Consider the following 24,787-nt stretch of genomic DNA (forward strand, 5'->3'; position numbering starts at 1 on the left):
GCAAATCCGCGCGGACGACCCGGAGCCCTCCCGAAACTAGGAGACACCTTGAAGCGCGACATCCACCCCGAGTACGTCGAGACGCAGGTCAGCTGCACCTGCGGTGCGTCGTTCACCACCCGGAGCACCATCGACAACGGCACCATCCGTGCCGACGTCTGCTCCGAGTGCCACCCGTTCTACACGGGCAAGCAGAAGATCCTCGACACCGGCGGCCGCGTGGCCCGCTTCGAGGCCCGCTTCGGCAAGGCTGCCGGCTCCGCCAGCAAGTAGCGAGCCACTGCGCCGGTTCCTGGCGCCCTCTCCCCGGGGGCGTCGGAACCGGCGTTTTTTCCGGTCGGGTGTCCGGGGGAGACCCGCCGGACACCCCACCGGGCCGTACGCCCTCCAGCAGGCCCGCAGATTTCAGACCAACCAGGAGCCCCCGCATGTTCGAGGCGGTCGAGGAACTGATCGGTGAACACACCGGTCTCGAGAAGAAGCTCGCCGACCCGTCGGTCCACGCCGACCAGGCCAACGCGCGCAAGCTGAACAAGCGCTACGCGGAGCTGACCCCGATCGTCTCCACGTACCGGGCCTGGAAGCAGACCGGCGACGACATCGAGACCGCCCGCGAATTCGCCGCGGACGACCCCGACTTCGCCGCCGAGGTCAAGGAGCTGGAGAAGCAGCGCGAGGAGATCACGGAGAAGCTCCGCCTCCTCCTCGTCCCGCGCGACCCCAGCGACGACAAGGACGTGCTTCTGGAGATCAAGGCGGGCGCCGGCGGCGACGAGTCCGCCCTGTTCGCCGGGGACCTGCTGCGCATGTATCTGCGCTACGCCGAGCGCGTCGGCTGGAAGACCGAGATCATCGACTCCACCGAGTCCGAGCTCGGCGGCTACAAGGACGTCCAGGTCGCCGTCAAGACCAAGGGCGGCAACGGCGCCACCGAGCCCGGCCAGGGCGTCTGGGCCCGGATGAAGTACGAGGGCGGCGTGCACCGCGTGCAGCGCGTGCCCTCCACCGAGTCCCAGGGCCGCATCCACACCTCCGCCGCGGGCGTGCTCGTCACCCCCGAGGCCGAGGAGGTCGACGTCGAGATCCACGCCAACGACCTGCGCATCGACGTCTACCGCTCCTCCGGGCCCGGCGGCCAGTCCGTCAACACGACCGACTCCGCCGTCCGCATCACGCACCTGCCGACCGGAGTCGTCGCCTCCTGCCAGAACGAGAAGAGCCAGCTCCAGAACAAGGAGCAGGCCATGCGCATCCTGCGGTCCCGGCTGCTCGCCGCCGCCCAGGAGGCCGCCGAGCAGGAAGCCTCCGACGTCCGCCGCAGCCAGGTCCGTACCGTCGACCGCTCCGAGAAGATCCGGACGTACAACTTCCCGGAAAACCGCATCTCGGACCACCGCGTCGGCTTCAAGGCGTACAACTTGGACCAGGTGCTCGACGGCGACCTGGACGCGGTGATCCAGGCGTGCGTCGACGCCGACTCCGCCGCCAAGCTCGCCAACGCGTAAGCGACCCGCCCGCCCCGCACCCCCCGTACGGAGAACCGCGATGAACCTGCTGCTCGCCGAGGTGGCCCAGGCCACCCAGCGGCTGGCCGACGCCGGTGTCCCCTCACCGCGATTCGACGCCGAGGAACTCGCGGCCTTCGTCCACGGGGTGAAGCGGGGCGCGCTCCACACGGTCCCCGACAGCGACTTCGACGCCCGCTACTGGGAGACCGTCGCCCGCCGCGAGGCCCGCGAACCGCTCCAGCACATCACCGGCCGCGCCTTCTTCCGCTACCTGGAGCTCCAGGTCGGACCCGGCGTCTTCGTGCCCCGCCCGGAGACCGAGTCGGTCGTCGGCTGGGCCATAGACGCCGTGCGCGCGATGGACGTCGTCGAGCCCGTCGTCGTCGACCTGTGCACCGGATCGGGCGCCATCGCGCTCGCCATGGCCCAGGAGGTCCCCCGCTCCCGCGTGCACGCCGTGGAGCTCTCCGAGGACGCCCTCAGGTGGACCCGGAAGAACGCCGAGGGGTCCCGGGTCACCGTCCACAAGGGAGACGCCCTGAGCGCCCTTCCCGAGCTCGACGGCCAGGTCGACCTGGTGATCTCCAACCCGCCGTACATCCCGCTCACCGAATGGGAGTACGTCGCCCCCGAGGCCCGCGACCACGACCCGGAGATGGCCCTGTTCTCCGGCGAGGACGGCCTCGACACCATCCGCGGCATCGAACGCACCGCCCACCGTCTGCTGCGCCCCGGCGGCCTCGTCGTCATCGAGCACGCCGACACCCAGGGCGGCCAGGTCCCCTGGATCTTCACCGAGGAGCGGGGCTGGGCCGACGCGGCCGACCACCCCGACCTCAACAAGCGCCCCCGGTTCGCCACCGCCCGCAAGGCCATGCCGTGACCGGCCCCCGGCACCACCACCCGTACCCGCACCTGTCCGAGGAGGCCGGCTGATGGCTCGGCGATACGACTGCAACGACGCCACCGACCGGACCACCGGGCTGCGCGAGGCCGCATCGGCCGTCCGCCGGGGCGAACTGGTCGTGCTGCCCACCGACACCGTGTACGGGATCGGTGCGGACGCCTTCACCTCGGAGGCCGTCGCGGACCTGCTGGACGCCAAGGGCCGGGGCCGCAACATGCCCACCCCCGTCCTCATCGGCTCCCCGAACACCCTGCACGGCCTGGTCACCGACTTCTCCGAAGAGGCCTGGGAGCTCGTCGACGCCTTCTGGCCCGGCGCCCTCACCCTCGTCGCCCGGCACCAGCCCTCCCTCCAGTGGGACCTCGGCGACACCCGGGGCACCGTCGCGATCCGGATGCCGCTGCACCCGGTCGCCATCGAGCTGCTCACCGAGGTCGGCCCGATGGCCGTCTCCAGCGCCAACCTCACCGGACACCCCTCGCCCGAGGACTGCGACGCCGCCCAGGGCATGCTCGGCGACTCCGTCTCCGTCTACCTCGACGGCGGCCCGACGCCCGGCATCGTGCCGTCCTCCATCGTCGACGTCACCGGCGCCACCCCGGTCCTGCTGCGCGCCGGCGCCCTCTCCGCGGAGGAGCTGCGCAAGGTGGTCCCCGACCTCGAGGTGGCCAATTGACCGCCCCCGAGGGGCGTGGCATAGCGGGGCGGACCGACACCTTCCGCATCCTCCACGTCAGCACCGGCAACGTCTGCCGCTCGCCCATCACCGAGCGGCTGACCCGCCATGCCCTGGTGGACCGCCTCGGCGACCCGCTCAGCGGCGGCCTGATCGTGGAGAGCGCGGGCACCTGGGGCCATGAGGGCGCGCCCATGGAGGCCAACGCCGAGGTCGTCCTCGCCGACTTCGGCGCGGACGCCAGCGGCTTCGTCGGCCGCGAACTCCTCGACGAGCACGTCATCCGCGCCGACCTGGTCCTCACCGCCACCCGCGACCACCGCGCCCAGGTCATCTCCATGGGCCACTCCGCGGGCCTGCGCACCTTCACGCTCAAGGAGTTCACCCGGCTGGTCCGGGCCATAGACCCGGCCACCCTGCCCGACCCGCGCGACGAGGGCGTCGTCGAGCGCGCCCGCGCCCTGGTGCGCGCCGCCGCCGCGCTGCGCGGCTGGCTGCTGGCCCCGACCGCCGAGGCGGACGAGGTCTACGACCCGTACGGCGCGCCCATCACCTTCTTCCGCTCCATCGGCGACGAGATCAACCAGGCCCTCGACCCGGTGGTCACCGCGCTCACGGGCGTACGCGCTCCGCACTGACGGACACGACCGCGCACCGGCGCACGCCGCCGCGCAGGCGACCGTACGTTCACGGCCCGACGGGACGGCCCGCGCGTCCAGCGCCGCCGCGCCGACAGCCGTACGTACGCAGCCCCACCCGACGGCCCCGCGCGTCCCGCGCCGTACGCCGGTGCGCCGACCGGCGTACGGCGCCCCGCGACAGCGGGCACGGCGACCCGCCCCGGCGTACGTTGGAGCTGACACCGGCACCCCTCGCCGGCGCACCCACCTCCAGGCCCGGAGCCGTCCCATGCCGGTCACCTCTCCCGCCGCACCCGCGGCCGCGCCGCCCGTACCCGACCGCCCCGACGCCCTGCCCCAGGACTTCGGCCCGCTGCTGAGCCAGGACCCGGAGATCGCCGGGATCCTCCTCGCGGAGCGGGACCGGCAGGCGGGCACCCTCCAGCTGATCGCCGCCGAGAACTTCACCTCGCCCGCGGTCCTGGCCGCCCTCGGCTCCCCGCTCGCCAACAAGTACGCCGAGGGGTACCCGGGCGCCCGCCACCACGGCGGCTGCGAGTACGCGGACGCCGCCGAACGCGTCGCCGTACGCCGGGCCACCGCCCTCTTCGGCGCCGAACACGCCAACGTCCAGCCGCACTCCGGCTCCTCCGCCGTCCTCGCCGCCTACGCCGCGCTGCTGCGCCCCGGCGACACGGTCCTCGCGATGGGACTCCCGTTCGGGGGACACCTCACCCACGGGGCGCCGGGCAACTTCTCCGGCCGCTGGTTCGACTTCGCCGGCTACGGGGTCGACCCGGACACCGGGCTCATCGACCACACCCGGCTCCGCGCCCTGGCCCGCGCCCGCCGCCCCAAGGCCATCGTCTGCGGCTCGATCTCCTACCCCCGCCACCCGGACTACGAGACGTTCCGGGAGATCGCCGACGAGGTCGGGGCGTATCTGATCGTGGACGCCGCCCATCCGATGGGGCTGATCGCCGGGGGAGCGGCGCCGAACCCGGTCCCGTACGCCGACGTGGTCTGCGCCACCACGCACAAGGTGCTGCGCGGACCGCGCGGCGGCATGATCCTGTGCGGCGCCGAGCTGGCCGAACGGATCGACCGGGCGGTGTTCCCGTTCACGCAGGGCGGGGCGCAGATGCACACGGTGGCGGCGAAGGCGGTCGCGTTCGGGGAGGCGGCCACCCCCGCGTACACGCTCTACGCCCACCAGGTCGTCGCCCACGCCCGGGTGCTCGCGGCCGGTCTGGAGGCGGAGGGCTTCGAGGTGACGACGGGCGGCACGGACACCCATATCGTCGTCGCGGACCCGGCCCCGCTCGGTGTCGACGGCCGCACCGCCCGTGAGCGCCTGGCGGCGGCCGGTATGGTCCTCGACACGTGCGCCCTGCCGTACGGGGACGCCCGGGGCATCCGGCTCGGCACCGCCGCGATCACCACGCAGGGGATGGACGACGGGGACATGGCCCGGATCGCGGCCCTGTTCGGAGCGGCCGTACGGGAGCCGGGCGATGTGAGCCCGATCGCGGCGGAGGTCCGGGCGCTGGCGGAGCGGAATCCTCCCTATCCGGGGTAGGCGAGGCGCAGGGAACCATCACCCGTACCGTTGAGTCCTTGTATCAGAGACTAGGGTGTGGGGCTGAGATGGCCGGCGAAACCTGTGGGGCAGCCCGTGCGTGATTACCTGCTGACGCTCTGTGTCACGGCAGCGGTGACCTATCTGCTGACCGGACCGGTGCGTAAGTTCGCCATCGCGATCGGGGCGATGCCCGCGATCCGTGCGCGCGACGTCCACCGGGAGCCGACACCGCGGCTCGGTGGGATCGCCATGTTCGGCGGGCTGTGTGCGGGGCTGATCGTCGCCGACCACCTGTTCAATCTGAAGGGCGTCTTCGAACTCTCCAACGAGCCAAGGGCGTTGCTCTCCGGCGCCGCCCTGATCTGGCTGATCGGCGTGCTCGACGACAAGTTCGAGATCGACGCCCTGATCAAGCTCGGCGGCCAGATGATCGCCGCCGCCGTCATGGTCATCCAGGGGCTCACGATCCTGTGGCTGCCGATCCCCGGCGTCGGCACGGTCGCCCTCACCCAGTGGCAGGGCACGCTGCTCACGGTGGCGCTGGTCGTCATCACGATCAACGCGGTCAACTTCGTCGACGGCCTGGACGGGCTCGCGGCGGGCATGGTGTGCATCGCGTCGGCGGCGTTCTTCCTGTACGCGTACCGGCTCTGGATGGGGTACGGGATCGAGGCGGCGGCCCCCGCGACGCTCTTCGCGGCGATCCTGATGGGCATGTGCCTGGGCTTCCTGCCGCACAACATGCACCCGGCGCGGATCTTCATGGGCGACTCGGGCTCGATGCTGATCGGCCTGGTGCTGGCGGCGGGCGCGATCTCGATCACGGGTCAGGTCGACCCGGACAACATGCGGATCTTCTTCGAGGGCAGCGAGCGCGGGGCGACCCACGCGATGTTCCCGGTCTTCATCCCGCTGCTGCTGCCGCTGACGATCATCGCGATCCCGGCCGCCGACCTGATCCTGGCCATCGTCCGGCGCACCTGGAACGGCCAGTCGCCGTTCGCCGCCGACCGGGGCCACCTCCACCACCGGCTGCTGGAGATCGGGCACTCGCACAGCCGCGCCGTGCTGATCATGTACTTCTGGTCCGCGCTCATCGCCTTCGGCACCGTCGGTTACTCGGTGCACTCGGCCTCGATGTGGATCGTCTTCCTCATCGTCGGCGCGAGCGCGATCGGCCTGATCCTGCTCCTGATGCCCCGCTTCACCCCGCGCGCCCCGCACTGGGCCAACCGCTTCGTGCCACCGCGCTACCGGCACAGCGCCCCGGAGCAGGTTTCCTCCTCGCCTTCCTCCGGCGAGAACCCGGTACCCGTGGCCTCCGGGGCCCAACAGGGCGTGGGGGACGCCCAGATGGGCGAGGAGGACTCCGAACGGGCCCCTGTGGCGGTCGGGGTGTCCGGCGTCAACGGCGCTACCGCGATCGGCGCTCGTTCGCGGTTCTCCGATCGCCGATCTCTCGACTCCTCCCGTTGACGATTCGGAAGTCCCGGTGCATTAGCAGACATTGCGACGCCTTGTCGTGCACACACGCGCGGGTTAACTCTCATGTGTGACAGTTGGCACACTTTCCAGGTAAAGACCTCATCAAATAGTTTGTGATACCGTTCACGAGACCCGGTGACGGAGCCGAAGGACCCTAGTGAGACGGTCCATTGGCCTGGTAATCCGCCTCGCGGACCGGGCCTACGCTCGTCCATGACGACGCCCCATTCCTCCTCTCAGACCAGTGGAGCTGCCGCCATGCAGTCCGACATGCGCGAAGTACTGCGCATCGCCACCCCCACCGCCGCGGTGGGAGCCATCGCCACGCTCGTCGGCGGGCTCGTCGTCGGCGGCAAGGGGGCGATCGGCGCCGTCGTGGGCTGTGTGGTGGTCATCCTCTTCATGGCCCTCGGACAGCTGGCGCTGCAATGGGTCGCGAAGTCGATGCCGCACCTCTTCCAGGGCATGGGACTGCTGGTCTACTCGGTCCAGCTCGTGCTCCTGCTCGGCCTCATCATGGCCATCAGGAACACCTCTCTCTTCGACCTCCAGGTCTTCGCGCTCACGCTGGTCGTTTCGGTGATCACGTGGATCGTCACGCAGACCGTGCTGCACGCCAGGAGCAAGACCCTGTACGTCGATCCCGACGGGGAGAGCGAGAAGACCCCGGGCGGAACCGAGGGGAAGCATGACCAGTAGGGCCGGGATAAAGCCCTGTTCGACATGCTGCTATCGTCCGGTCTCGGTTGCGGTACTGCGGGCGCGGACAACACGGCTGTCGCCTGATACATCGCGAGGCTTCGGGCCCGGCCGCCGCCTCCTCACCGTAAGAACCAGTCCGGTGCCGACCTGCGGCTGCCAGCCGCTCCGATACAACGAGGTAGCCGTATCCATGCGCCATGCAGAAGGAGCTCCTGGTGACTGCTGACGCCCAGACGCTCGCCTTCGAGGTTGACTGCCACCTGTTCCAGGGCTCGTGCGGATTCCCAGCCCCGAGCGCGTGGTCGTTCATCTTCGACCCGATCTTCACCATCGGGCCTGTCGAGTTCAACAAGCCGATGCTGCTCGCGATCATCGGGACCTTCGCCATCCTGGCTCTGTTCTGGGCCGGCTTCTCCAAGCCTAAGGTCATCCCGGGCAAGCTCCAGATGGTCGCCGAGGCGCTCTACGACTTCGTGCACCGGGGCATCGCCAAGGAGATCATCGGCAAGAAGGGCGAGCCCTTCGTCCCGCTGCTGGTGTCGCTGTTCTTCTTCGTCTGGATGCTGAACCTCTGGGCGATCATCCCGATCGCACAGTTCCCGGTGAGCTCGCTCATCGCGTACCCGGTCGGACTGGCCCTGCTCGTCTGGGCCGTCTACATGACGGTGACCTTCCGGAACAACGGCTTCGTCGGCGGTATCCGCAACCTGTGCGTACCCAGCGGCCTGCCCAAGCCGATCTACGTGATCCTGACGCCGATCGAGTTCGTCTCGAACATCTTCGTGCGCCCCTTCACGCTGGCGGTCCGACTCTTCGCGAACATGTTCGCCGGCCACATCCTGATCCTGGTCTTCACGATCGCGACCTGGTACATGCTCGGCACCGTGCTCGGCACCGTCTACGCCACCGCGTCGTTCGCCGTGACCCTGGCCCTGACCGTCTTCGAGATGTTCATCCAGGCGCTTCAGGCCTACGTGTTCACCGTGCTGACCGCCACGTACTTGTCCCAGGCGCTCGAAGAAGCGCACTGAGGACACCCGGGCCACCACCCGGACACCCCCTAGAACGTCCGGTGGACGCAATCTCCACCGGCCAATCAAGAGAAGGAATCACAGATCAATGTCTGAGACTCTCGCAGCCGTTGTGGGCAACGTCGGCACCATCGGTTACGGCCTCGCGGCGATCGGCCCCGGCGTCGGTATCGGCATCATCTTCGGTAACGGTGTGCAGGCCATCGCCCGCCAGCCCGAGGCGGCCGGCCTGATCCGCCAGAACATGCTGCTCGGCTTCGCGGTCATCGAGGCCCTGGCCCTGATCGGCTTCGTCGCCCCCTTCATCTACCCGAAGTAGTCCCGGCGACCTGACGATACGTTTTCGACGAAAGGTCCACCATGTTGCATCTGGCAGCCGAGGAGCCGCAGTCACCGCTGCTGCCGGTCTGGCCCGAGATCGTCATCGGTCTGATCTGCTTCAGCATTGTCTTCTTCGTCTTCTACAAGAAGCTCCTCCCGGCCATCAACAAGGCCCTGGACGAGCGTCGTGAGGCGATCGAAGGTGGCATCGAGAAGGCCGAAGCGGCTCAGACCGAGGCGCAGAGCGTTCTTGAGCAGTACAAGGCCCAGCTCGCCGAGGCCCGTCACGAGGCCGCGCGTCTGCGCCAGGAGGCGCAGGAGCAGGGCGCCGTCATCATCCAGGAGATGAAGGCGGAAGGGCAGCGGCAGCGCGAAGAGATCATCGCCGCCGGCCACGCCCAGATCGAGGCCGACCGCAAGGCAGCGTCCTCGGCGCTGCGTCAGGACGTGGGCAAGCTCGCCACCGACCTGGCCGGCAAGCTCGTCGGCGAGTCCCTCCAGGACCACGCCCGGCAGAGCGGCACCGTCGACCGGTTCCTCGACGAGCTCGAGGCGAAGGCCGAGGCGGCCCGATGAACGGCGCGAGCCGCGAAGCACTGGCTGCCGCACGCGAGCGTCTCGACGCGCTGACCGACAACACGTCGGTCGACGCGGCGAAGCTCGCCGAGGAGCTGGCCTCGGTCACCTCGCTGCTCGACCGCGAAGTATCCCTGCGCCGGGTTCTCACCGACCCGGCCCAGAGCGGCGAGAGCAAGGCCGAGCTGGCCACGCGTCTGCTCAGCGGACAGGTCGGCGGCGAGACCGTCGACCTGGTCTCCGGACTCGTCCGGTCCCGCTGGTCGCAGTCCCGTGACCTGGTGGACTCGGTCGAGGAGCTGGCGAACACCGCCGACCTCACCGCGGCCCAGCGCGGCGGCAACCTCGACGACGTCGAGGACGAGCTGTTCCGGTTCGGCCGGATCGTCGGCTCCGACCAGGAGCTGCGTTCCGCGCTGACCAGCCGTACGGCCACCGCGTCCGCCAAGGGCGAGCTGCTGCGCAGCCTGCTCGGCGGCAAGGCGCAGCCGGTCACCGAGCGGATCATCGTCCGCCTCGTGACCCACCCGCGTGGACGTAGCCTGGAAGCAGGGCTGGACTCGCTGTCCAAGCTCGCCGCGGAGCGCCGGAACCGCATGGTCGCCGTCGTCACCTCGGCGGTGCCGCTCAGCGACCGGCAGAAGCAGCGCCTCGGCGCCGCTCTGGCGAAGCTCTACGGCCGCGAGATGCACCTGAACCTGGACGTGGACCCCTCGGTCCTCGGCGGGGTCTCGGTGCGCGTCGGTGACGAGATCATCAACGGCACCGTCGCGGAGCGTCTCGACGATGCGACCCGTCGCATGGCCGGCTGAGACAGAGCAAGACCAAAGCAAGACCAGCGGCCCGGTTGGGCCGTGCAGAAATTGCAGAAGATTCCTGGGGGTCGGCCCCCAGACCCCCTTAAGAAACTTCGGGCCCAACAAGGAGAGCAGGGAACCCAGATGGCGGAGCTCACGATCCGGCCGGAGGAGATCCGGGACGCACTGGATAACTTTGTCCAGTCGTACCAGCCGGACGCGGCCTCGCGCGAGGAGGTCGGTACGGTCAGCGTTGCCGGCGACGGCATCGCGAAGGTGGAGGGTCTGCCCTCCGCCATGGCGAACGAGCTGCTGAAGTTCGAGGACGGCACCCTCGGTCTCGCCCTCAACCTCGAGGAGCGCGAGATCGGTGCGATCGTCCTCGGCGAGTTCAGCGGAATCGAGGAGGGCCAGCCGGTGCAGCGCACCGGTGAGGTGCTCTCCGTCGGCGTCGGCGAGGGCTACCTCGGCCGCGTCGTCGACCCGCTCGGCAACCCGATCGACGGTCTCGGCGAGATCGAGACCGAAAGCCGCCGCGCCCTCGAGCTACAGGCCCCTGGCGTCATGGTCCGCAAGTCGGTGCACGAGCCGATGCAGACCGGCTACAAGGCCGTCGACGCCATGGTGCCGATCGGCCGCGGCCAGCGTCAGCTGATCATCGGCGACCGTCAGACGGGTAAGACCGCGCTGGCCGTCGACACGATCATCAACCAGCGCGACAACTGGCGCTCGGGCGACGTGAACAAGCAGGTCCGCTGCATCTACGTCGCCGTCGGTCAGAAGGGTTCCACCATCGCCTCCGTGCGTGGTGCGCTCGAAGAGGCCGGTGCGCTGGAGTACACGACCATCGTCGCCGCCCCGGCGTCCGACCCGGCCGGCTTCAAGTACCTGGCGCCGTACACCGGTTCGGCCATCGGCCAGCACTGGATGTACCAGGGCAAGCACGTCCTGATCATCTTCGACGACCTCTCGAAGCAGGCCGACGCCTACCGCGCCGTGTCCCTGCTGCTGCGCCGCCCGCCGGGCCGCGAGGCCTACCCGGGTGACGTCTTCTACCTGCACTCCCGTCTGCTGGAGCGCTGCGCCAAGCTCTCCGACGAGATGGGCGCCGGTTCGATGACGGGCCTCCCGATCGTCGAGACCAAGGCGAACGACGTGTCGGCGTTCATCCCGACCAACGTCATCTCCATCACCGACGGCCAGTGCTTCCTGGAGTCCGACCTGTTCAACGCGGGTCAGCGTCCGGCGCTCAACGTCGGTATCTCGGTCTCCCGAGTCGGTGGCTCCGCCCAGCACAAGGCCATGAAGCAGGTCTCCGGCCGGCTTCGCGTGGACCTCGCCCAGTACCGCGAGCTGGAGGCGTTCGCCGCCTTCGGTTCCGACCTGGACGCGGCCTCGAAGGCCTCGCTGGAGCGCGGTAAGCGCATGGTCGAGCTGCTGAAGCAGCCGCAGTACGCCCCGTTCCCGATGGAGGAGCAGGTCGTCTCGGTCTGGGCCGGCACCACGGGCAAGATGGACGACGTCCCGGTCGAGGACATCCGTCGCTTCGAGAGCGAGCTGCTGGAGTTCCTGCGCCGCGAGCGCAAGGACCTGCTGACCAGCATCGCCGAGGGCGGCAAGATGTCCGACGACACGCTGCAGTCGATCGCCGACGCGATCGCCGCCTTCAAGCAGCAGTTCGAGACCTCGGACGGCAAGCTCCTGGGCGAGGGCTGATCGATGGGCGCTCAGCTTCGCGTTTACAAGCGCCGCATCCAAGCCGTCACCGCGACCAAGAAGATCACCAAGGCGATGGAGATGATCGCCGCCTCGCGCATCGTCAAGGCGCAGCGCAAGGTGGCGGCATCGCAGCCGTACGCGACCGAGCTCACCCGCGCGGTGACCGCGGTGGCGACCGGCTCCGACGCCAACCACCCGCTCACCACCGAGGTCGAGACCCCGACCCGGGCCGCGGTCCTGCTCATCACGAGCGACCGCGGTCTGGCCGGCGGTTACTCCTCCAACGCCATCAAAGCCGCGGAGCGACTGCGGGAGCGCCTTGCCTCCGAGGGCAAGGAGGTCGACACGTACATCGTCGGCCGCAAGGGTGTCGCGTACTACGGCTTCCGCGAGCGCAAGGTCGTCGACTCCTGGACCGGCTTCACCGACAACCCGGCGTACAGCGATGCCAAGCGCATCGCCGCCCCGTTGATCGAGGCCATCCAGAACGAGACGGCCGAGGGCGGCGTCGACGAGCTGCACATCGTCTTCACGGAATTCGTGTCGATGATGACGCAGAACGCGGTCGACGCCCGGATGCTGCCGCTTTCGCTCGACGAGGTGGCCGGGGAGAGCACCCGCAAGGGTGAGATCCTCCCGCTCTTCGAGTTCGAGCCGTCGGCCGAGGACGTCCTGGACGCCCTTCTGCCGCGCTACGTCGAGAGCCGTATCTACAACGCCCTGCTTCAGGCGGCCGCTTCCGAGCACGCCGCCCGCCGCCGCGCGATGAAGTCGGCCACCGACAACGCCGGGGACCTCATCAAGAGCCTGTCCCGGCTTGCCAACGCGGCCCGCCAGGCCGAAATCACCCAGGAAATCAGCGAGATCGTCGGCGGTGCCAGTGCCCTGGCCGACGCGACCGCGGGGAGTGACAAGTAATGACGACGACAGTTGAGACGGCCGCTGCCACGGGCCGCGTCGCCCGGGTCATCGGCCCGGTCGTCGACGTGGAGTTCCCCGTCGACGCGATGCCGGACATCTACAACGCCCTTCACGTCGAGGTCGCCGACCCGGCCGAGGACGGCGCCCGCAAGACGCTGACCCTCGAAGTGGCCCAGCACCTGGGCGACGGCGTGGTCCGCGCGATCTCCATGCAGCCCACCGACGGTCTGGTCCGCCAGGCCCCGGTGACCGACACGGGCACGGGCATCACCGTCCCCGTCGGTGACGTGACCAAGGGCAAGGTCTTCAACACCCTCGGTCAGATCCTGAACGAGCCCGAGGCCGAGTCGCAGATCACCGAGCGCTGGCCGATCCACCGCAAGGCCCCGGCCTTCGACCAGCTCGAGTCCAAGACCGAGATGTTCGAGACCGGCCTGAAGGTCGTCGACCTTCTCACCCCGTACGTCAAGGGTGGAAAGATCGGCCTCTTCGGTGGTGCGGGCGTCGGCAAGACGGTCCTCATCCAGGAAATGATCATGCGTGTGGCGAAGCTGCACGACGGTGTGTCGGTGTTCGCCGGTGTCGGTGAGCGCACCCGTGAGGGCAACGACCTCATCGACGAGATGACCGACTCGGGCGTGCTGGACAAGACCGCGCTCGTCTTCGGCCAGATGGACGAGCCGCCGGGGACGCGTCTGCGCGTGGCCCTGTCCGCCCTGACCATGGCGGAGTACTTCCGCGATGTGCAGAAGCAGGACGTGCTGCTCTTCATCGACAACATCTTCCGCTTCACGCAGGCCGGCTCCGAGGTCTCCACGCTGCTCGGCCGCATGCCGTCCGCGGTGGGTTACCAGCCGACCCTGGCCGACGAGATGGGTGTGCTCCAGGAGCGCATCACCTCGACGCGTGGTCACTCGATCACCTCGATGCAGGCGATCTACGTCCCCGCGGACGACCTGACCGACCCGGCCCCGGCCACCACGTTCGCCCACCTCGACGCGACGACGGTTCTCTCCCGTCCGATCTCGGAGAAGGGCATCTACCCGGCCGTGGACCCGCTGGACTCCACGTCCCGCATCCTGGACCCGCGCTACATCTCCCAGGACCACTACAACGCGGCCAGCCGCGTCAAGGGGATCCTCCAGAAGTACAAGGACCTCCAGGACATCATCGCGATCCTCGGTATCGACGAGCTGGGCGAGGAGGACAAGCTCGTCGTCCACCGTGCCCGTCGCGTCGAGCGCTTCCTGTCGCAGAACACCCACGCCGCCAAGCAGTTCACCGGCCTGGACGGTTCGGACGTTCCGCTCGACGAGTCGATCGCCGCGTTCAACGCGATCTGCGACGGGGAGTACGACCACTTCCCCGAGCAGGCGTTCTTCATGTGCGGTGGCCTGGACGACCTCAAGGCCAAGGCCAAGGAGCTCGGCGTCTCCTGAGCCTCCGGCTCACCGAGGGGGGTGGGTGTGTCCCGCCCCCCTCACCACGCCCCGTAGAATTGACCCAACACCCGGCCGGGCGGCCGGGTGGTGACCCGAGGAGCCACCCTTGGCTGCTGAGCTGCATGTCGAGCTGGTCGCCGCGGACCGAAGTGTCTGGTCCGGCGAGGCCACCCTGGTCGTCGCGCGTACCACGTCCGGCGACATCGGCGTCATGCCCGGTCACCAGCCGCTTCTCGGTGTGCTGGAATCGGGCCCGGTGACGATCCGCACGAGCGAGGGCGGCACCGTCGTCGCCGCCGTGCACGGTGGATTCATCTCGTTCGCGGACGACAAGCTGTCGCTGCTGGCCGAGATCGCCGAGCTGGCCGACGAGATCGATGTCGAGCGCGCCGAGCGGGCGCTGGAGCTCGCGAAGTCGGATGCCGACGCTGCCGCCGAGCGGCGCGCCGAGATCCGTCTGCGTGCGGTGGCGGTGCTCTAGCACCCCCACGGACAGATGTTTTTACTCAGCCGCGGCCCGAGCTGGAGCGATCCAGCCGTGTCGCGGCTGAGGCGATGCAGGTGCAATACGGTTTCGGTGTTCGCTACTCGACGATGCGAGGAGGTCGGTGGAGATGGTCCTCGCATTGTGGGTGGGCTTGTCCGTCGTCGTCATGGTCCTGCTGGGACTGTTTGTCTTCGGTCTGCGCCGGCGGCTGATCCAGCGCTCCGGAGGGACCTTCGACTGTAGTCTGCGCTGGGATGTCTCGGAGGAACCGGACTCCCTCGGCAAAGGCTGGGTGTACGGCGTCGCCCGCTACAGCGGTGACCGCGTCGACTGGTTCCGGGTCTTCTCCTACGCTCCTCGCCCCCGCCGGGGCCTGGAGCGTTCTGCGATCGAGGTGATCGCCCGCCGGATGCCGGAGGGCGAGGAGGAGCTGGCGCTCCTGTCCGACTCCGTCGTGCTCGGCTGTCTCCACCGGGGGACACGCCTGGAGCTGGCGATGAGCGAGGACGCCCTCACCGGCTTCCTCGCCTGGCTGGAGGCGGCACCGCCCGGCCAGAGGGTGAACGTCGCGTAGCGGGCCGTACACCCGCTCGTACACAGCGAAAAACCGGGGAGACGGGGGACGGACCCGTCTCCCCGGTGCTTTTTCCGGGGTCGTGCTTTCCGTGCTTCGTGCTACAGCGTGGGGATTACTTCAGGCCGCTGTCGATCGCGTTCACCAGTTCACCGTTGCTGGTGTCACCGGAGAACTCCCAGAAGAACGCGCCTCCCAGGTTCTGGTTCTTCGCCCAGGTCATCTTGGTGCCGATGGTGGCCGGGGTGTCGTAGCTCCACCAGTTGGTGCCGCAGTGGGCGTAGGCGGTGCCCGCGAAGGTGCCGGTGGTCGGGCAGCTGCTCTTGAGGACCTTGTAGTCCTCGATGCCCGGCTCGTACGTACCCGTGGCCGCGCCGGTCGCCGTGCCGCCCGGGGCGGACTGCGTGACGCCGGTCCAGCCGCGGCCGTAGAAGCCGATGCCGAGGAGGAGCTTCTTGGCCGGGACGCCCTTCGCCTTCAGCTTGGCGATGGCGTCGGCGGAGGTGAAGCCCTGCTGCGGGATGCCGGCGTACGAGGTCAGCGGGGAGTGCGGGGCCGTCGGGCCCTGGGCCGCCCAGGCGCCGAAGAAGTCGTACGTCATCACGTTGTACCAGTCGAAGGACTGGGCCGCGCCCCCGTAGTCGGCGGCGTCGATCTTGCCGCCGTCGGAGCCGTCCGCGGTGATGGCGGCGGTGACCAGGTTGTTCGGGCCGAACTTGGCCCGCATCGCGTCGGCCATGGTCTTGATCGCGGCCGGGCCGCTGGTGTCACAGGTCAGACCGCAGGCGTTGGGGTACTCCCAGTCCAGGTCGATGCCGTCGAAGACATCGGCCCAGCGGGGGTCCTCGACCAGGTCGTAGCAGGACTGGGCGAAGGCGGCGGGGTTCTGCACGGCCTGGCCGAAGCCGCCGGACCAGGTCCAGCCGCCGAAGGACCAGAGGATCTTGATGTGCGGGTACTTGGCCTTCAGCTTGCGCAGCTGGTTGAAGTTGCCGCGCAGCGGCTGGTCCCAGGTGTCGGCGACGCCGTCCACGGACTGGTCGGCGGTGTAGGCGCGCTCGTAGTCGGCGTAGGAGTCACCGATGGTGCACTTGCCGCCCTGCACGTTGCCGAAGGCGTAGTTGATGTGCGTGATCTTCGAGGCGGAGCCGGACGTCACCAGGTTCTTGACGTGGTAGTTGCGGCCGTAGGTGCCCCAGTTGGTGAAGTAGCCCAGGTTGATCTTGTCGCCGCCGGGCTGCTCGCCGCCGCCACCGGTGGTGCGCACGGCGGTGGAGGCCGAGACCGGGCCGGTCTGGTCGGCGGTGTCGCGGGCCTGGATCGCGTAGGAGTAGTCGGTGCCCGCGGTCAGCCCGGTGTTGGTGTACGTGGTGCCGGTGACCGTGGCGACCTTCGCGCCGTCGCGCAGGACGTCGTAGTTCTTGATGCCGTTGTCGTCGGTGGCCGCGGTCCAGCTGAGCTTCACCGAGGTGTCGGTGATGTCGCTCGCGGTGGGCTTGCCGGGGGCGGAGGGCGCGTTGTCGCCCGGGACGGTGCCGCCGTCACAGGAGGCGCCGTTCAGCTTGCAGCCCGTGGGGGAGCCGGAGCCGCTGCCGTTGAAGCCGAAGCTGATGCTGGCGCCGGGCGCGACGGTCCCGTTCCAGGCGAGGTTCTTGGCGGTCCAGTGGTTGCCGCTGCTGGTGACGGAGGCGTCCCAGGCGGAGCCGACCGACGTGCCCGAGGGGAAGTCCCACTCGATGGTCCAGGAGGAGAGGGCGGTGGTGCCGGTGTTCTTCACCGTCCACTGGCCCTCGAAGCCGCTGCCCCAGTCCGACTTCTTGGTGTACGTGGCGGTGGCCGACGCGGCTGCCGAGGCGGGGGAGGCAAGCCCCACCATCGCGGCCAGCGGCACGACCAGCGCGGTCAGGCCCGCGACGACCTTGGATCTGCCGCTGAGTGCGGGCATCCATCTGAATCTGGAACGGCGTTGGGGGGTTTCAGTGCTCAACGGTGCTCCTCGGGTGAGGTCCAGCAAACGGGGGTGATTCGTGGACTGCAAACCCTGCGCCGCCCTGAGTACGGGTGCTCTCGTACTCACCGCAGTGTGTGTTCGGTGACAGTAGAAAGGTCTGGACCAACCGTCAAGAGGTCTGGACCAAAGATCGATCCCCGGTTCAGATCCCCAACTCCTGTGCCAGAACGGCCGCCTGGACCCGACTGCGCAGCTCCAGCTTCCCGAGCAGCCTGCTGACATGGGTCTTCACCGTGGCCTCCGCCATCGACAGCCGCGCCGCGATCTCCGCGTTCGACAGGCCCTCGCCCAGACACCCCAGCACCTCCCGCTCCCGCCGGGTCAGGGTGTCCAGCACCACCGGATCGGCCGTCTCCCTCGCGCGTACGGGCGTGGCCCCCGCGAACTCCGCGATCAGCCGGCGGGTCACCGCCGGGGCGATCAGCCCCTCGCCGCGCGCCACCGTCCGTACCGCCTCCAGCAGTTCGCGGGCGTCGGAGTTCTTCAGCAGAAAGCCACAGGCGCCCGCGCGCAGCGCCCCGAAGACGTACTCGTCCAGATCGAACGTGGTCAGCACGAGGACGTCCGCCAGCTCCTCCGCCACCACCTGGCGGGTCGCCGAGACCCCGTCCAGCCGGGGCATCTGCACATCCATCAGGACGAGATCCGGCCGGAGTTCACGGGCCAGGCGCACCGCCGCCTCGCCGTCCCCCGCCTCCCCGACGACCTCGATGTCCGGCGCGCTGGAGAGGATCAGTACGAGCCCCGCGCGCACGGCCGCCTGGTCCTCGGCCACCAGTACCCGGATCGTCATTCCCGCAGCTCCCTTTCCCGTACGGGCAGTTCGGCCCGCACCCGCCAGATCTTCGTGCCGTCGCCGCCCGGTTCGGCCGCCGCCCGGAACGTCCCGCCGAGCAGCGCCACCCGCTCCCGCATACCGACGAGACCCGCCCCCGATCCGGGCGCCGTGGGCCCGGTCCGGCTGCCGAACGCGCTGGTCACCTCGACCGTCAGCAGCTCCCCGCCCTGGCCGAGCCGCACCACGACCGGACCCGGCGCCGCGTGCTTGAGGGCGTTGGTCAGGGACTCCTGCACGATCCGGTACGCGGCCAGCTCGACCGGCGTCGGCAGGGCATCCGCCCCCGGGCCCCGGGTGTCCTGAAGGGTGCAGACGAGCCCGCCGGACGCCCCGTTGGCGTTCGTCTGCTCGATCAGAGCGTCCAGGGCCGCCAGCGTCGGAGCCGCGGCCGGCGCCCGGTCCTCGCCGCCCTCCCGCAGCAGCCCGATCAGCCGGCGCATCTCCGCGAGCCCCTCGACGCTGTTCTCCCGGATCACCTTCAGCGCGTTCCGCGAGGTCTCCCGGTCGTCGATGGACAGGGCCGCCGTGGAGTGGATCGCCACCGCGGAGAGATGGTTGGCCACCATGTCGTGCAGCTCCCGCGCCATCCGCGCCCGCTCGGCGATCACCGCCTGCGTCCGGTCCATCTCGGCGAGCCGCGCGGTCTGGGCAGCGGCCAGCCGGGCCGCGTCGGCGGCGGCGCGGTGGGTGCGCACGCTGACCCCGGTGAGGGCGGGGATGAAGGAGACCAGCCCGATGACCAGGCCGATCAGCAGCGCCTCGGGTTTACGGAACCAGGCCAGGAAACCGATCGTCGACGCCACGGTGATCAACAGCGTGGCCACCGGGAGACGGCGGGCTGCGGCCGGGGTCCCGTACAGCACGGCCGCGTACATCACGTCCGTGAACATCAGGACGGTGGCGAGGCTGCCCCGGGTGAACTGGTCCGCCACCAGCGCGAACGCCCCGATCGCTAGCGCCGTACGCGGGGCGTCGCGGCGCAGCAGCTCGGCCGCCGCCATGACGGTCAGCGGTACGAGGGTGACCCAGGGCGCGGAGAAGGGGTGGCCGCCCTGGGTGTGGAGGCCCAGCAGCCACAGCAGCAGCCCCCCGAGCAGCCCGGAGACGGCCAGGGCCACCGCGTCGCGGTCGGGGCGGATCGAGGTGAGCACCCCTCCATCCAACACGCAGCGCCGCTCCCGGACCTCCCTACGCGGGCCGATCCGCGACTACATCGAAGGATGCAGTCCGGTTTCGTCACCGCCGACGACGTAACCGCGCCCGGCGGCCGGGAGGCTGGAGGGGAACGGGAGGAGAGAGTCGTGATCGCCCTACTGGTCGTGGCCTGCGAGGTCGCGTTCTGGGTTCTGCTGGCCGCCGGACTGACCCTGCGGTACGTCGCGAGGAAGCCGCGGCTCGGCGCGGCCCTGCTGCTGTGCGAGCCGCTGCTGGAGGTCGTGCTGCTGGTGGTGACGGCCGTCGATCTGAAGAACGGGGCCGAGCCGGACTGGAAGCACGGGCTGGCCGCCGTCTACATCGGCTTCACGGTGGGGCTGGGCCACCACACCGTCAAGAAGGTGGACGCCTGGGTCGCCCACCGCTGGTTCGGCGGCCCGCCACCGGTCAAGCCGCCGAAGTACGGCACGGCCCGCGCGATCCACGAGTGGCGCACGGCCGCCCGCTGGATCGTCGCCGCGGTGGTCGCCCTGGGCCTGCTCCAGGCGGCGATCTGGTACGTCGGCCCGGACGGGGCGATCAGCTCGCTGCGGTCCTGGCAGCAGAAGATGGGCCTCGTGATCGGGATCAACCTGATCATCGCCGGCAGCTACACCCTGTTCCCGAAGCAGGCCCCCAGGGACGAGGCGCCGGACCGCGAGCCGGCCGACCGCCTCTAGGAGGTGTCAGCGCTCACCGCCCGGCACCCACAGCACGTCCCCGACCTCCTTGTTCGCGCTCCGCGCCAGGATGAACAGGAGGTCGGAGAGCCGGTTGAGGTAGGTGGCGGTGAGGGCGTTCATCGTCTCGCCGTGCACCTCCAGCGCCGCCCAGGTGGACCGCTCGGCCCGCCGGACCACCGTGCACGCCTGGTGCAGCAGCGCCGCCCCCGGCGTACCGCCCGGCAGGATGAAGCTGCGCAGCTTCTCCAGCTCCTCCAGGAAGCGGTCGCAGTCCGCCTCCAGCTTGTCGACGTAGGACTGCTCGACCCGCAGCGGGGGGTATTTGGGGTCCTCGACCACCGGGGTGGACAGATCCGCGCCCACGTCGAACAGGTCGTTCTGGACCCGTACGAGGACCTTCACTACGTCCTCGGACAGCTGTCCCAGCGCGATGGCGGTCCCGATCACCGCGTTGGCCTCGTTGGCGTCCGCGTACGCCGAGATCCGCAGATCGGTCTTGGCGGTGCGGCTCATGTCGCCGAGGGCCGTCGTGCCCTGGTCGCCGGTCCGGGTGTAGATGCGCGTCAGATTGACCATGGGGTCAGCGTAGTTACGCTCCGGCCCGGCGGAAGACCCGTGTGCCCACCGTCACGGCCGCGGCGGCGAAGCCCACGGCGACCAGGACCCCGTACAGCATGTGCGTCGTGGCGTACGAGCCGCTGTAGGCGTCCCGTACCGCGTCCACCAGATAGCGGAACGGGGTGAAGTGCGAGAGCACGTCCAGCCAGCCGGGACCGAGCGTGATGGGCAGCATCAGCCCGGAGAGCAGCATGGCCGGCATCGTCACCGCGTTGATCACCGGCCCGAACTCCTGCGGGGTGCTGACGCGCATCGCCAGGGCGTACGAGAGCGAGGCCAGCGAAGCCGCCAGCGCGGCGGTGAACGCGAAGCCGATGAGGACGCCCGCCAGCGGCGCGCGCAACCCCATGAGCAGGGCGGCGAGCACCAGCAGGACGGCCTGGAAGGTGAAGAGCAGGGCGTCGCGCAGCACCCGCCCCAGCAGCAGGGCCAGCCGGCTGACCGGGGTCACCCGCATCCGGTCCACCACGCCCGTCGACTTCTCGATGAGGATCCCGAAACCGGCGAAGGACGCGCCGAACAGGCTGAGTTGGAGCAGCAGGCCGGGCACGAGGATCTGCCAGGAGTCGGCGGGGGAGCCGAGCGGGAGGTCCTGGAGCAGCGGGCCGAAGAAGAGCAGATAGAGCAGCGGCATCAGCAGGCCGAAGAGGACCTGGAAGCGGGAGCGCAGGGTCTGCCGGGCGTACCGCCCGAAGACGATCGCGGTGTCGTGGAAGAGCACGGAACGGGTCCTATACGGCTACGGGGGCGGCGTCGGCAGGGGTGACGGGGCGTCCGGTGGCGGCCAGGAACGCGTCCTGGAGGGAGGCGTCGAGGGAGCCGGCGTACCGGGTCTTCAGCTCGGCGGGGGTGCCCTCGGTGACGACCGTGCCGCCGTCGATCAGGATCAGCCGGTCCGCCAGCGCGTCCGCCTCGTCGAGGTAGTGGGTGGTCAGGACGACGGTGGTGCCGGTCTCGTCGCGCAGGCTCCGCACCAGCTCCCACAGGTCGGCCCGGCTGCCCGGGTCCAGGCCCGTGGTCGGCTCGTCCAGGAAGAGCACGGCCGGGCGGTGGGTGAGGCCCATGGCGATGTCGAGCCGCCGCCGCTGGCCCCCGGAGAGGCTCACCGCCTTGCGGTCGAGCAGCCCGTCGAGGCCGAGCGCGCCGGCCAGCTCCTCGGCGCGCGCGGCCGCCTCCGCCCGGCCCAGCCGGTACAGCCGCCCCTGGGTGACCAGCTCCTCCCGGACGGTCAGATGCGGGTCGACGCCGCCGGACTGGGCGACGTACCCGCAGACCGCGCGGACGGCGGCGGGATCGGCGAGCAGGTCGTGGCCGGCCACGGTGGCCGCGCCGCCGGTCGGGGTGAGCAGCGTCGTGAGCATGCGCAGGGTGGTCGTCTTGCCCGCGCCGTTGGGGCCGAGGAGGGCGACGATCTCGCCCGCGCGGATGGTCAGGTCGATGGAACGGACGGCTTCCACCGGGCCGCTCGGCGTCGTGAAGGTCCGGGCGAGCCCGGCGGTGCTGATGACGGTCATGCGGCCAGAAAAACAGAGTGACCACAAAAATGCAATGACTCCAAAAATTATGGCCACCCAAAAATGCGGGGACATCATGATCATTCGGTGCGCCCTACGATGAGGGCATGGGTGAGGGCACGGGTGAGGGACTCAGGGAGCGCAAGAAGCGCCAGGCCAAGCAGCGCATCTCGGACATGGCGACCGGGCTGTTCCTCCAGCACGGCTTCGTCACGGTGACCGTGGCCGAGATCGCCGAACTGGCCGATGTCTCCGTGAACACCGTCTACAACTACTTCCCGGCCAAGGAGGACCTCTTCCTCGACCGGATGAAGGGCGTCACCCAGCGCGTCGCCCGCTATGTCCGCGCCCGCGACCAGGGCGAGTCGGCCGCCGAAGCCGTCCTGCGCGAGGTGCGCGCCGCCGTCGTCGCCGTCTCCCCGGAGTTCGGCCTGATGGACGGCTTCGCCGACTTCATGCGCGTCATCGAGGACGCCCCCACCCTCAAGGCCCGCCTCTGGTACCTCCAGCAGGAGGTGCTCCAGACCGTCGTCGCCACCCTCCGCGAGGACACCGGCGCGAGCGAGGACGACCCGCTGCCGCTCCTCGTCGGCGGCCAGATCGCCTGGATCGAACACGCCCTCGTCGGCTATGTCAGCCAGGAGATGATGAAGGGCCGCAAGGCCGTCGACGTCTCCCACGACGCCCTCGGCGTCCTCGACGAGATCGAGGGGCTGCTCGGCGATCAGGTCCTCAACTACGCCCGGCGCGGAGCCGAATGACGCGTCCCGGTGTGATGTCCGTCATCTGAGACGTGACGCGCATCTCTTCGCCGCCCCAGCGCGCCCGACGGGTACTAACCTCCGCCGGAGAGCAATGTGAACCCCCGTGAACTCAAGCGCACGGGCGAACAGAAACCAAGGGGTGCGAACGTGGCCAGGAAGCTCGCCGTCATCGGGGCCGGACTCATGGGGTCCGGGATCGCGCAGGTCTCCGCCCAGGCGGGCTGGGACGTCGTGCTGCGGGACGTCACCGACGCCGCGCTGACCCGGGGCCGTGACGGGATCAAGGCCTCGTACGACAAGTTCGTCGCCAAGGGCAAGCTGGAGGCGGCCGACGCCGAGGCCGCGCTCGCCCGCATCACCACGACCACCGACCTCGACGCCGTGGCCGACGCGGACATCGTCGTGGAGGCCGTCTTCGAGAAGCTCGAAGTCAAGCACGAGATCTTCCGCGCCCTCGACAAGGTCGTCGGCGAGCACACCGTCCTCGCTTCCAACACCTCCGCCATCCCGATCACCAAGATCGCGGCCGTGACCGAGCGCCCGGAGCGCGTCGTCGGCGTGCACTTCTTCTCGCCGGTCCCGATGATGCAGCTCTGCGAACTGGTACGCGGCTACAAGACCAGCGACGAAACCCTCGCCACCGCAAGGGAGTTCGCCGAGTCGGTCGGCAAGACCTGCATCGTCGTCAACCGCGACGTGGCGGGCTTCGTCACCACCCGGCTGATCTCGGCGCTCGTCGTCGAGGCCGCCAAGCTGTACGAGTCGGGCGTCGCGACCGCCGAGGACATCGACATCGCGTGCAAGCTCGGCTTCGGCCACGCCATGGGCCCGCTCGCCACGGCGGACCTGACCGGCGTCGACATCCTGCTGCACGCCACGAGCAACATCTACACCGAATCGCAGGACGAGAAGTTCGCCGCCCCCGAGCTGATGCGCCGGATGGTCGACGCAGGTGACATCGGGCGCAAGAGCGGGCAGGGCTTCTACACGTACTGACCGGATCCTCGACGGGTCCTGACCGGACCAGCCCTCCCGGCCCGGCCGGCCCACCGCCGTCCGGGCCGGGGGAGCCGGGGATTCTACCCGGCGATGACCGGCAGCCGACGAACCGGAGTCACTCCACCGAGTGAATTCGGTATCGGTTCGCTTACAGACGGCAACTTCCCTGTCGCCGCGGCAGTCAGTGGTGGCAGAGGCACGGCCGGCGGCGACGGCGGATCAGACGGACAGACAGACCGACGGACTTACTACGGAGCATGACCGGGGAGCGCATATGCACATCAGGGGCGACCACGCCGAGCTGGTCGTCGGGGGCCGCCTCGACGTCCGAAGCGCGGCGGACGCCCGTACGGTCCTGCACTCCGCCGTGGACGACGGAGTCGGCGACCTCGTGCTGGACCTGACCGAGCTGGACTCCTGGGACGCCACCGGGCTCGGCGTCATCATGGGGGCCCACCGCCGGGCCGGACGGGCCGGCCGCCGCCTCGTGCTGCGCGGCGTGCCACCGCAGATGCAGCGCCTCCTGGTGGCCACCCGGCTGCACCGCATCCTGGCCATCGAGGGCGGCATCGCCGCCGAGTCGCTGCCGCGCGTCTGAGGAGTGCCCGGCGGACGGGCACGGGCATCAGGCACGGAAGTCACGCAATCCTCACCGGAACGTGACGTCCTGGACGGGGTGGCACCCCGGCGCTTCATGAATACTGTGCCAAGGTCTAGGGTTCGGCCGTCCGCCGAATGACAACGAACCCATGGCGGACACCGGACCGGAAGCGACAGCGGGGCGCGTGTGAGGCCGGGAGGGGCAACCGCGCACGACG

At 69.7% G+C, this 24,787-nt stretch carries 27 protein-coding genes; 21 read left to right on the plus strand and 6 right to left on the minus strand.

Translation table 11 applies throughout. The annotated features are described in order from the left end of the window. The first annotated feature begins 48 nt into the window (after positions 1-48). The 17 genes from rpmE to A3Q37_RS27120 all read left to right on the plus strand — a co-directional run bounded on the left by rpmE (position 49) and on the right by A3Q37_RS27120 (position 15,348). Entirely contained in the window at positions 49-273 is a 225-nt protein-coding gene (gene rpmE / locus A3Q37_RS27040; protein ID WP_003966263.1) for a 50S ribosomal protein L31, read from the plus strand. 155 nt (positions 274-428) lie between these two features. Further along, entirely contained in the window at positions 429-1,505 is a 1,077-nt protein-coding gene (prfA, locus tag A3Q37_RS27045) for a peptide chain release factor 1 (protein WP_030715261.1), read from the plus strand. 40 nt (positions 1,506-1,545) lie between these two features. Further along, positions 1,546-2,391, plus strand: coding sequence for a peptide chain release factor N(5)-glutamine methyltransferase (gene prmC, locus A3Q37_RS27050; RefSeq protein ID WP_032763085.1), 846 nt, complete (start codon positions 1,546-1,548; stop codon positions 2,389-2,391). Between the two features lie 52 nt (positions 2,392-2,443). Continuing rightward, complete coding sequence (locus tag A3Q37_RS27055; protein WP_032763084.1) at positions 2,444-3,091, plus strand: L-threonylcarbamoyladenylate synthase; 648 nt, start codon at positions 2,444-2,446, stop codon at positions 3,089-3,091. After that, on the plus strand, positions 3,088-3,729 hold the full coding sequence (locus A3Q37_RS27060) for a low molecular weight phosphatase family protein (RefSeq protein ID WP_006127583.1): 642 nt from the start codon (positions 3,088-3,090) through the stop codon (positions 3,727-3,729). Before A3Q37_RS27055 ends, A3Q37_RS27060 begins: the two co-directional genes overlap by 4 nt. 271 nt (positions 3,730-4,000) lie before the next feature. Then, entirely contained in the window at positions 4,001-5,290 is a 1,290-nt protein-coding gene (glyA, locus tag A3Q37_RS27065) for a serine hydroxymethyltransferase (RefSeq protein WP_065488234.1), read from the plus strand. A gap of 84 nt (positions 5,291-5,374) precedes the next feature. Beyond that, positions 5,375-6,769: an MraY family glycosyltransferase gene (locus A3Q37_RS27070; protein ID WP_176711517.1), complete on the plus strand. Its 1,395-nt coding sequence runs from the start codon at positions 5,375-5,377 to the stop codon at positions 6,767-6,769. 267 nt (positions 6,770-7,036) lie between these two features. Next, a complete protein-coding gene (locus tag A3Q37_RS27075) occupies positions 7,037-7,477 on the plus strand; it encodes a hypothetical protein (protein WP_065488236.1) in 441 nt (146 codons plus the stop codon). Between the two features lie 200 nt (positions 7,478-7,677). After that, positions 7,678-8,511 carry a F0F1 ATP synthase subunit A gene (atpB, locus tag A3Q37_RS27080; protein ID WP_065488237.1) on the plus strand — a complete coding sequence of 278 codons (834 nt, stop codon included), beginning with the start codon at positions 7,678-7,680 and terminating at the stop codon, positions 8,509-8,511. 88 nt (positions 8,512-8,599) lie between these two features. Beyond that, positions 8,600-8,830 (plus strand): ATP synthase F0 subunit C, encoded by a 231-nt coding sequence (atpE, locus tag A3Q37_RS27085; RefSeq protein ID WP_006127588.1) that lies wholly within the window; start codon positions 8,600-8,602, stop codon positions 8,828-8,830. 41 nt (positions 8,831-8,871) lie between these two features. Further along, the gene (locus A3Q37_RS27090; RefSeq protein WP_065488238.1) at positions 8,872-9,408 is read left to right on the plus strand and encodes a F0F1 ATP synthase subunit B; all 537 of its coding nucleotides are present in this window, start codon (positions 8,872-8,874) and stop codon (positions 9,406-9,408) included. Then, the gene (locus tag A3Q37_RS27095; protein WP_065488239.1) at positions 9,405-10,220 is read left to right on the plus strand and encodes a F0F1 ATP synthase subunit delta; all 816 of its coding nucleotides are present in this window, start codon (positions 9,405-9,407) and stop codon (positions 10,218-10,220) included. The genes A3Q37_RS27090 and A3Q37_RS27095 overlap by 4 nt, the downstream gene beginning before the upstream one ends. Before the next feature lie 129 nt (positions 10,221-10,349). Continuing rightward, the gene (gene atpA, locus A3Q37_RS27100; RefSeq protein WP_065488240.1) at positions 10,350-11,921 is read left to right on the plus strand and encodes a F0F1 ATP synthase subunit alpha; all 1,572 of its coding nucleotides are present in this window, start codon (positions 10,350-10,352) and stop codon (positions 11,919-11,921) included. Positions 11,922-11,924: 3 nt separating this feature from the next. Next, on the plus strand, positions 11,925-12,842 hold the full coding sequence (locus A3Q37_RS27105) for a F0F1 ATP synthase subunit gamma (protein WP_032778986.1): 918 nt from the start codon (positions 11,925-11,927) through the stop codon (positions 12,840-12,842). After that, a complete protein-coding gene (gene atpD, locus A3Q37_RS27110; protein ID WP_065488241.1) occupies positions 12,842-14,284 on the plus strand; it encodes a F0F1 ATP synthase subunit beta in 1,443 nt (480 codons plus the stop codon). Before A3Q37_RS27105 ends, atpD begins: the two co-directional genes overlap by 1 nt. 109 nt (positions 14,285-14,393) lie before the next feature. Next, a complete protein-coding gene (locus A3Q37_RS27115; RefSeq protein WP_065488242.1) occupies positions 14,394-14,768 on the plus strand; it encodes a F0F1 ATP synthase subunit epsilon in 375 nt (124 codons plus the stop codon). Between the two features lie 133 nt (positions 14,769-14,901). Further along, on the plus strand, positions 14,902-15,348 hold the full coding sequence (locus tag A3Q37_RS27120) for a DUF2550 domain-containing protein (protein ID WP_006127595.1): 447 nt from the start codon (positions 14,902-14,904) through the stop codon (positions 15,346-15,348). Positions 15,349-15,463: 115 nt separating this feature from the next. Here the strand turns inward: A3Q37_RS27120 and A3Q37_RS27125 are convergent, their stop codons facing one another. The 3 genes from A3Q37_RS27125 to A3Q37_RS27135 all read right to left on the minus strand — a co-directional run bounded on the left by A3Q37_RS27125 (position 15,464) and on the right by A3Q37_RS27135 (position 19,348). After that, entirely contained in the window at positions 15,464-17,335 is a 1,872-nt protein-coding gene (locus A3Q37_RS27125; protein ID WP_065488243.1) for a glycoside hydrolase family 18 chitinase, read from the minus strand. A 166-nt stretch (positions 17,336-17,501) separates the two neighbouring features. Continuing rightward, positions 17,502-18,152, minus strand: a complete 651-nt coding sequence (locus A3Q37_RS27130) for a response regulator transcription factor (protein ID WP_065488244.1) — start codon at positions 18,150-18,152, stop codon at positions 17,502-17,504. After that, positions 18,149-19,348, minus strand: coding sequence for a sensor histidine kinase (locus A3Q37_RS27135; RefSeq protein WP_065488245.1), 1,200 nt, complete (start codon positions 19,346-19,348; stop codon positions 18,149-18,151). The genes A3Q37_RS27130 and A3Q37_RS27135 overlap by 4 nt, the downstream gene beginning before the upstream one ends. 150 nt (positions 19,349-19,498) lie before the next feature. Here A3Q37_RS27135 and A3Q37_RS27140 point away from each other — a divergent pair, with 150 nt between their 5' ends. Continuing rightward, positions 19,499-20,071, plus strand: a complete 573-nt coding sequence (locus A3Q37_RS27140) for a hypothetical protein (RefSeq protein ID WP_065488246.1) — start codon at positions 19,499-19,501, stop codon at positions 20,069-20,071. 6 nt (positions 20,072-20,077) lie between these two features. Here the strand turns inward: A3Q37_RS27140 and A3Q37_RS27145 are convergent, their stop codons facing one another. The 3 genes from A3Q37_RS27145 to A3Q37_RS27155 are packed head-to-tail and all read right to left on the minus strand — an operon-like array spanning position 20,078 to position 22,206. After that, positions 20,078-20,650 carry a cob(I)yrinic acid a,c-diamide adenosyltransferase gene (locus A3Q37_RS27145; RefSeq protein WP_065488247.1) on the minus strand — a complete coding sequence of 191 codons (573 nt, stop codon included), beginning with the start codon at positions 20,648-20,650 and terminating at the stop codon, positions 20,078-20,080. A gap of 13 nt (positions 20,651-20,663) precedes the next feature. Continuing rightward, the gene (locus tag A3Q37_RS27150; RefSeq protein ID WP_065488248.1) at positions 20,664-21,413 is read right to left on the minus strand and encodes an ABC transporter permease; all 750 of its coding nucleotides are present in this window, start codon (positions 21,411-21,413) and stop codon (positions 20,664-20,666) included. Between the two features lie 10 nt (positions 21,414-21,423). Then, positions 21,424-22,206, minus strand: a complete 783-nt coding sequence (locus A3Q37_RS27155; protein ID WP_065488249.1) for an ABC transporter ATP-binding protein — start codon at positions 22,204-22,206, stop codon at positions 21,424-21,426. A 107-nt stretch (positions 22,207-22,313) separates the two neighbouring features. On the opposite strand from A3Q37_RS27155, the gene A3Q37_RS27160 reads away from it, so the two are divergent. The 3 genes from A3Q37_RS27160 (at position 22,314) to A3Q37_RS27170 (ending at position 24,567) form a co-directional block, all read left to right on the plus strand. Then, positions 22,314-22,967, plus strand: coding sequence for a TetR/AcrR family transcriptional regulator (locus A3Q37_RS27160; RefSeq protein ID WP_065488250.1), 654 nt, complete (start codon positions 22,314-22,316; stop codon positions 22,965-22,967). A gap of 150 nt (positions 22,968-23,117) precedes the next feature. Continuing rightward, entirely contained in the window at positions 23,118-23,966 is an 849-nt protein-coding gene (locus tag A3Q37_RS27165; protein WP_010060157.1) for a 3-hydroxyacyl-CoA dehydrogenase family protein, read from the plus strand. Positions 23,967-24,243: 277 nt separating this feature from the next. Next, positions 24,244-24,567, plus strand: a complete 324-nt coding sequence (locus A3Q37_RS27170; protein WP_003966237.1) for an STAS domain-containing protein — start codon at positions 24,244-24,246, stop codon at positions 24,565-24,567. The last annotated feature ends 220 nt before the right edge of the window (positions 24,568-24,787 follow it).

Source organism: Streptomyces sp. PTY087I2, assembly GCF_001687325.1.
Classification (GTDB): domain Bacteria; phylum Actinomycetota; class Actinomycetes; order Streptomycetales; family Streptomycetaceae; genus Streptomyces.

Bases quoted from the DNA above. Each gene is read 5' to 3' on its own strand.
- prfA (WP_030715261.1), top strand. From the start codon at position 429: ATGTTCGAGGCGGTCGAGGAACTGATCGGTGAACACACCGGTCTCGAG.
- A3Q37_RS27105 (WP_032778986.1), top strand. From the start codon at position 11,925: ATGGGCGCTCAGCTTCGCGTTTACAAGCGCCGCATCCAAGCCGTCACC.
- A3Q37_RS27090 (WP_065488238.1), top strand. From the start codon at position 8,872: ATGTTGCATCTGGCAGCCGAGGAGCCGCAGTCACCGCTGCTGCCGGTC.
- atpD (WP_065488241.1), top strand. From the start codon at position 12,842: ATGACGACGACAGTTGAGACGGCCGCTGCCACGGGCCGCGTCGCCCGG.
- prmC (WP_032763085.1), top strand. From the start codon at position 1,546: ATGAACCTGCTGCTCGCCGAGGTGGCCCAGGCCACCCAGCGGCTGGCC.
- A3Q37_RS27095 (WP_065488239.1), top strand. From the start codon at position 9,405: ATGAACGGCGCGAGCCGCGAAGCACTGGCTGCCGCACGCGAGCGTCTC.
- atpA (WP_065488240.1), top strand. From the start codon at position 10,350: ATGGCGGAGCTCACGATCCGGCCGGAGGAGATCCGGGACGCACTGGAT.
- A3Q37_RS27120 (WP_006127595.1), top strand. From the start codon at position 14,902: ATGGTCCTCGCATTGTGGGTGGGCTTGTCCGTCGTCGTCATGGTCCTG.
- A3Q37_RS27145 (WP_065488247.1), bottom strand. From the start codon at position 20,650: ATGGTCAATCTGACGCGCATCTACACCCGGACCGGCGACCAGGGCACG.
- atpB (WP_065488237.1), top strand. From the start codon at position 7,678: ATGCAGAAGGAGCTCCTGGTGACTGCTGACGCCCAGACGCTCGCCTTC.
- A3Q37_RS27130 (WP_065488244.1), bottom strand. From the start codon at position 18,152: ATGACGATCCGGGTACTGGTGGCCGAGGACCAGGCGGCCGTGCGCGCG.
- glyA (WP_065488234.1), top strand. From the start codon at position 4,001: ATGCCGGTCACCTCTCCCGCCGCACCCGCGGCCGCGCCGCCCGTACCC.
- A3Q37_RS27155 (WP_065488249.1), bottom strand. From the start codon at position 22,206: ATGACCGTCATCAGCACCGCCGGGCTCGCCCGGACCTTCACGACGCCG.
- A3Q37_RS27075 (WP_065488236.1), top strand. From the start codon at position 7,037: ATGCAGTCCGACATGCGCGAAGTACTGCGCATCGCCACCCCCACCGCC.
- A3Q37_RS27055 (WP_032763084.1), top strand. From the start codon at position 2,444: ATGGCTCGGCGATACGACTGCAACGACGCCACCGACCGGACCACCGGG.
- A3Q37_RS27160 (WP_065488250.1), top strand. From the start codon at position 22,314: ATGGGTGAGGGCACGGGTGAGGGACTCAGGGAGCGCAAGAAGCGCCAG.
- atpE (WP_006127588.1), top strand. From the start codon at position 8,600: ATGTCTGAGACTCTCGCAGCCGTTGTGGGCAACGTCGGCACCATCGGT.
- A3Q37_RS27170 (WP_003966237.1), top strand. From the start codon at position 24,244: ATGCACATCAGGGGCGACCACGCCGAGCTGGTCGTCGGGGGCCGCCTC.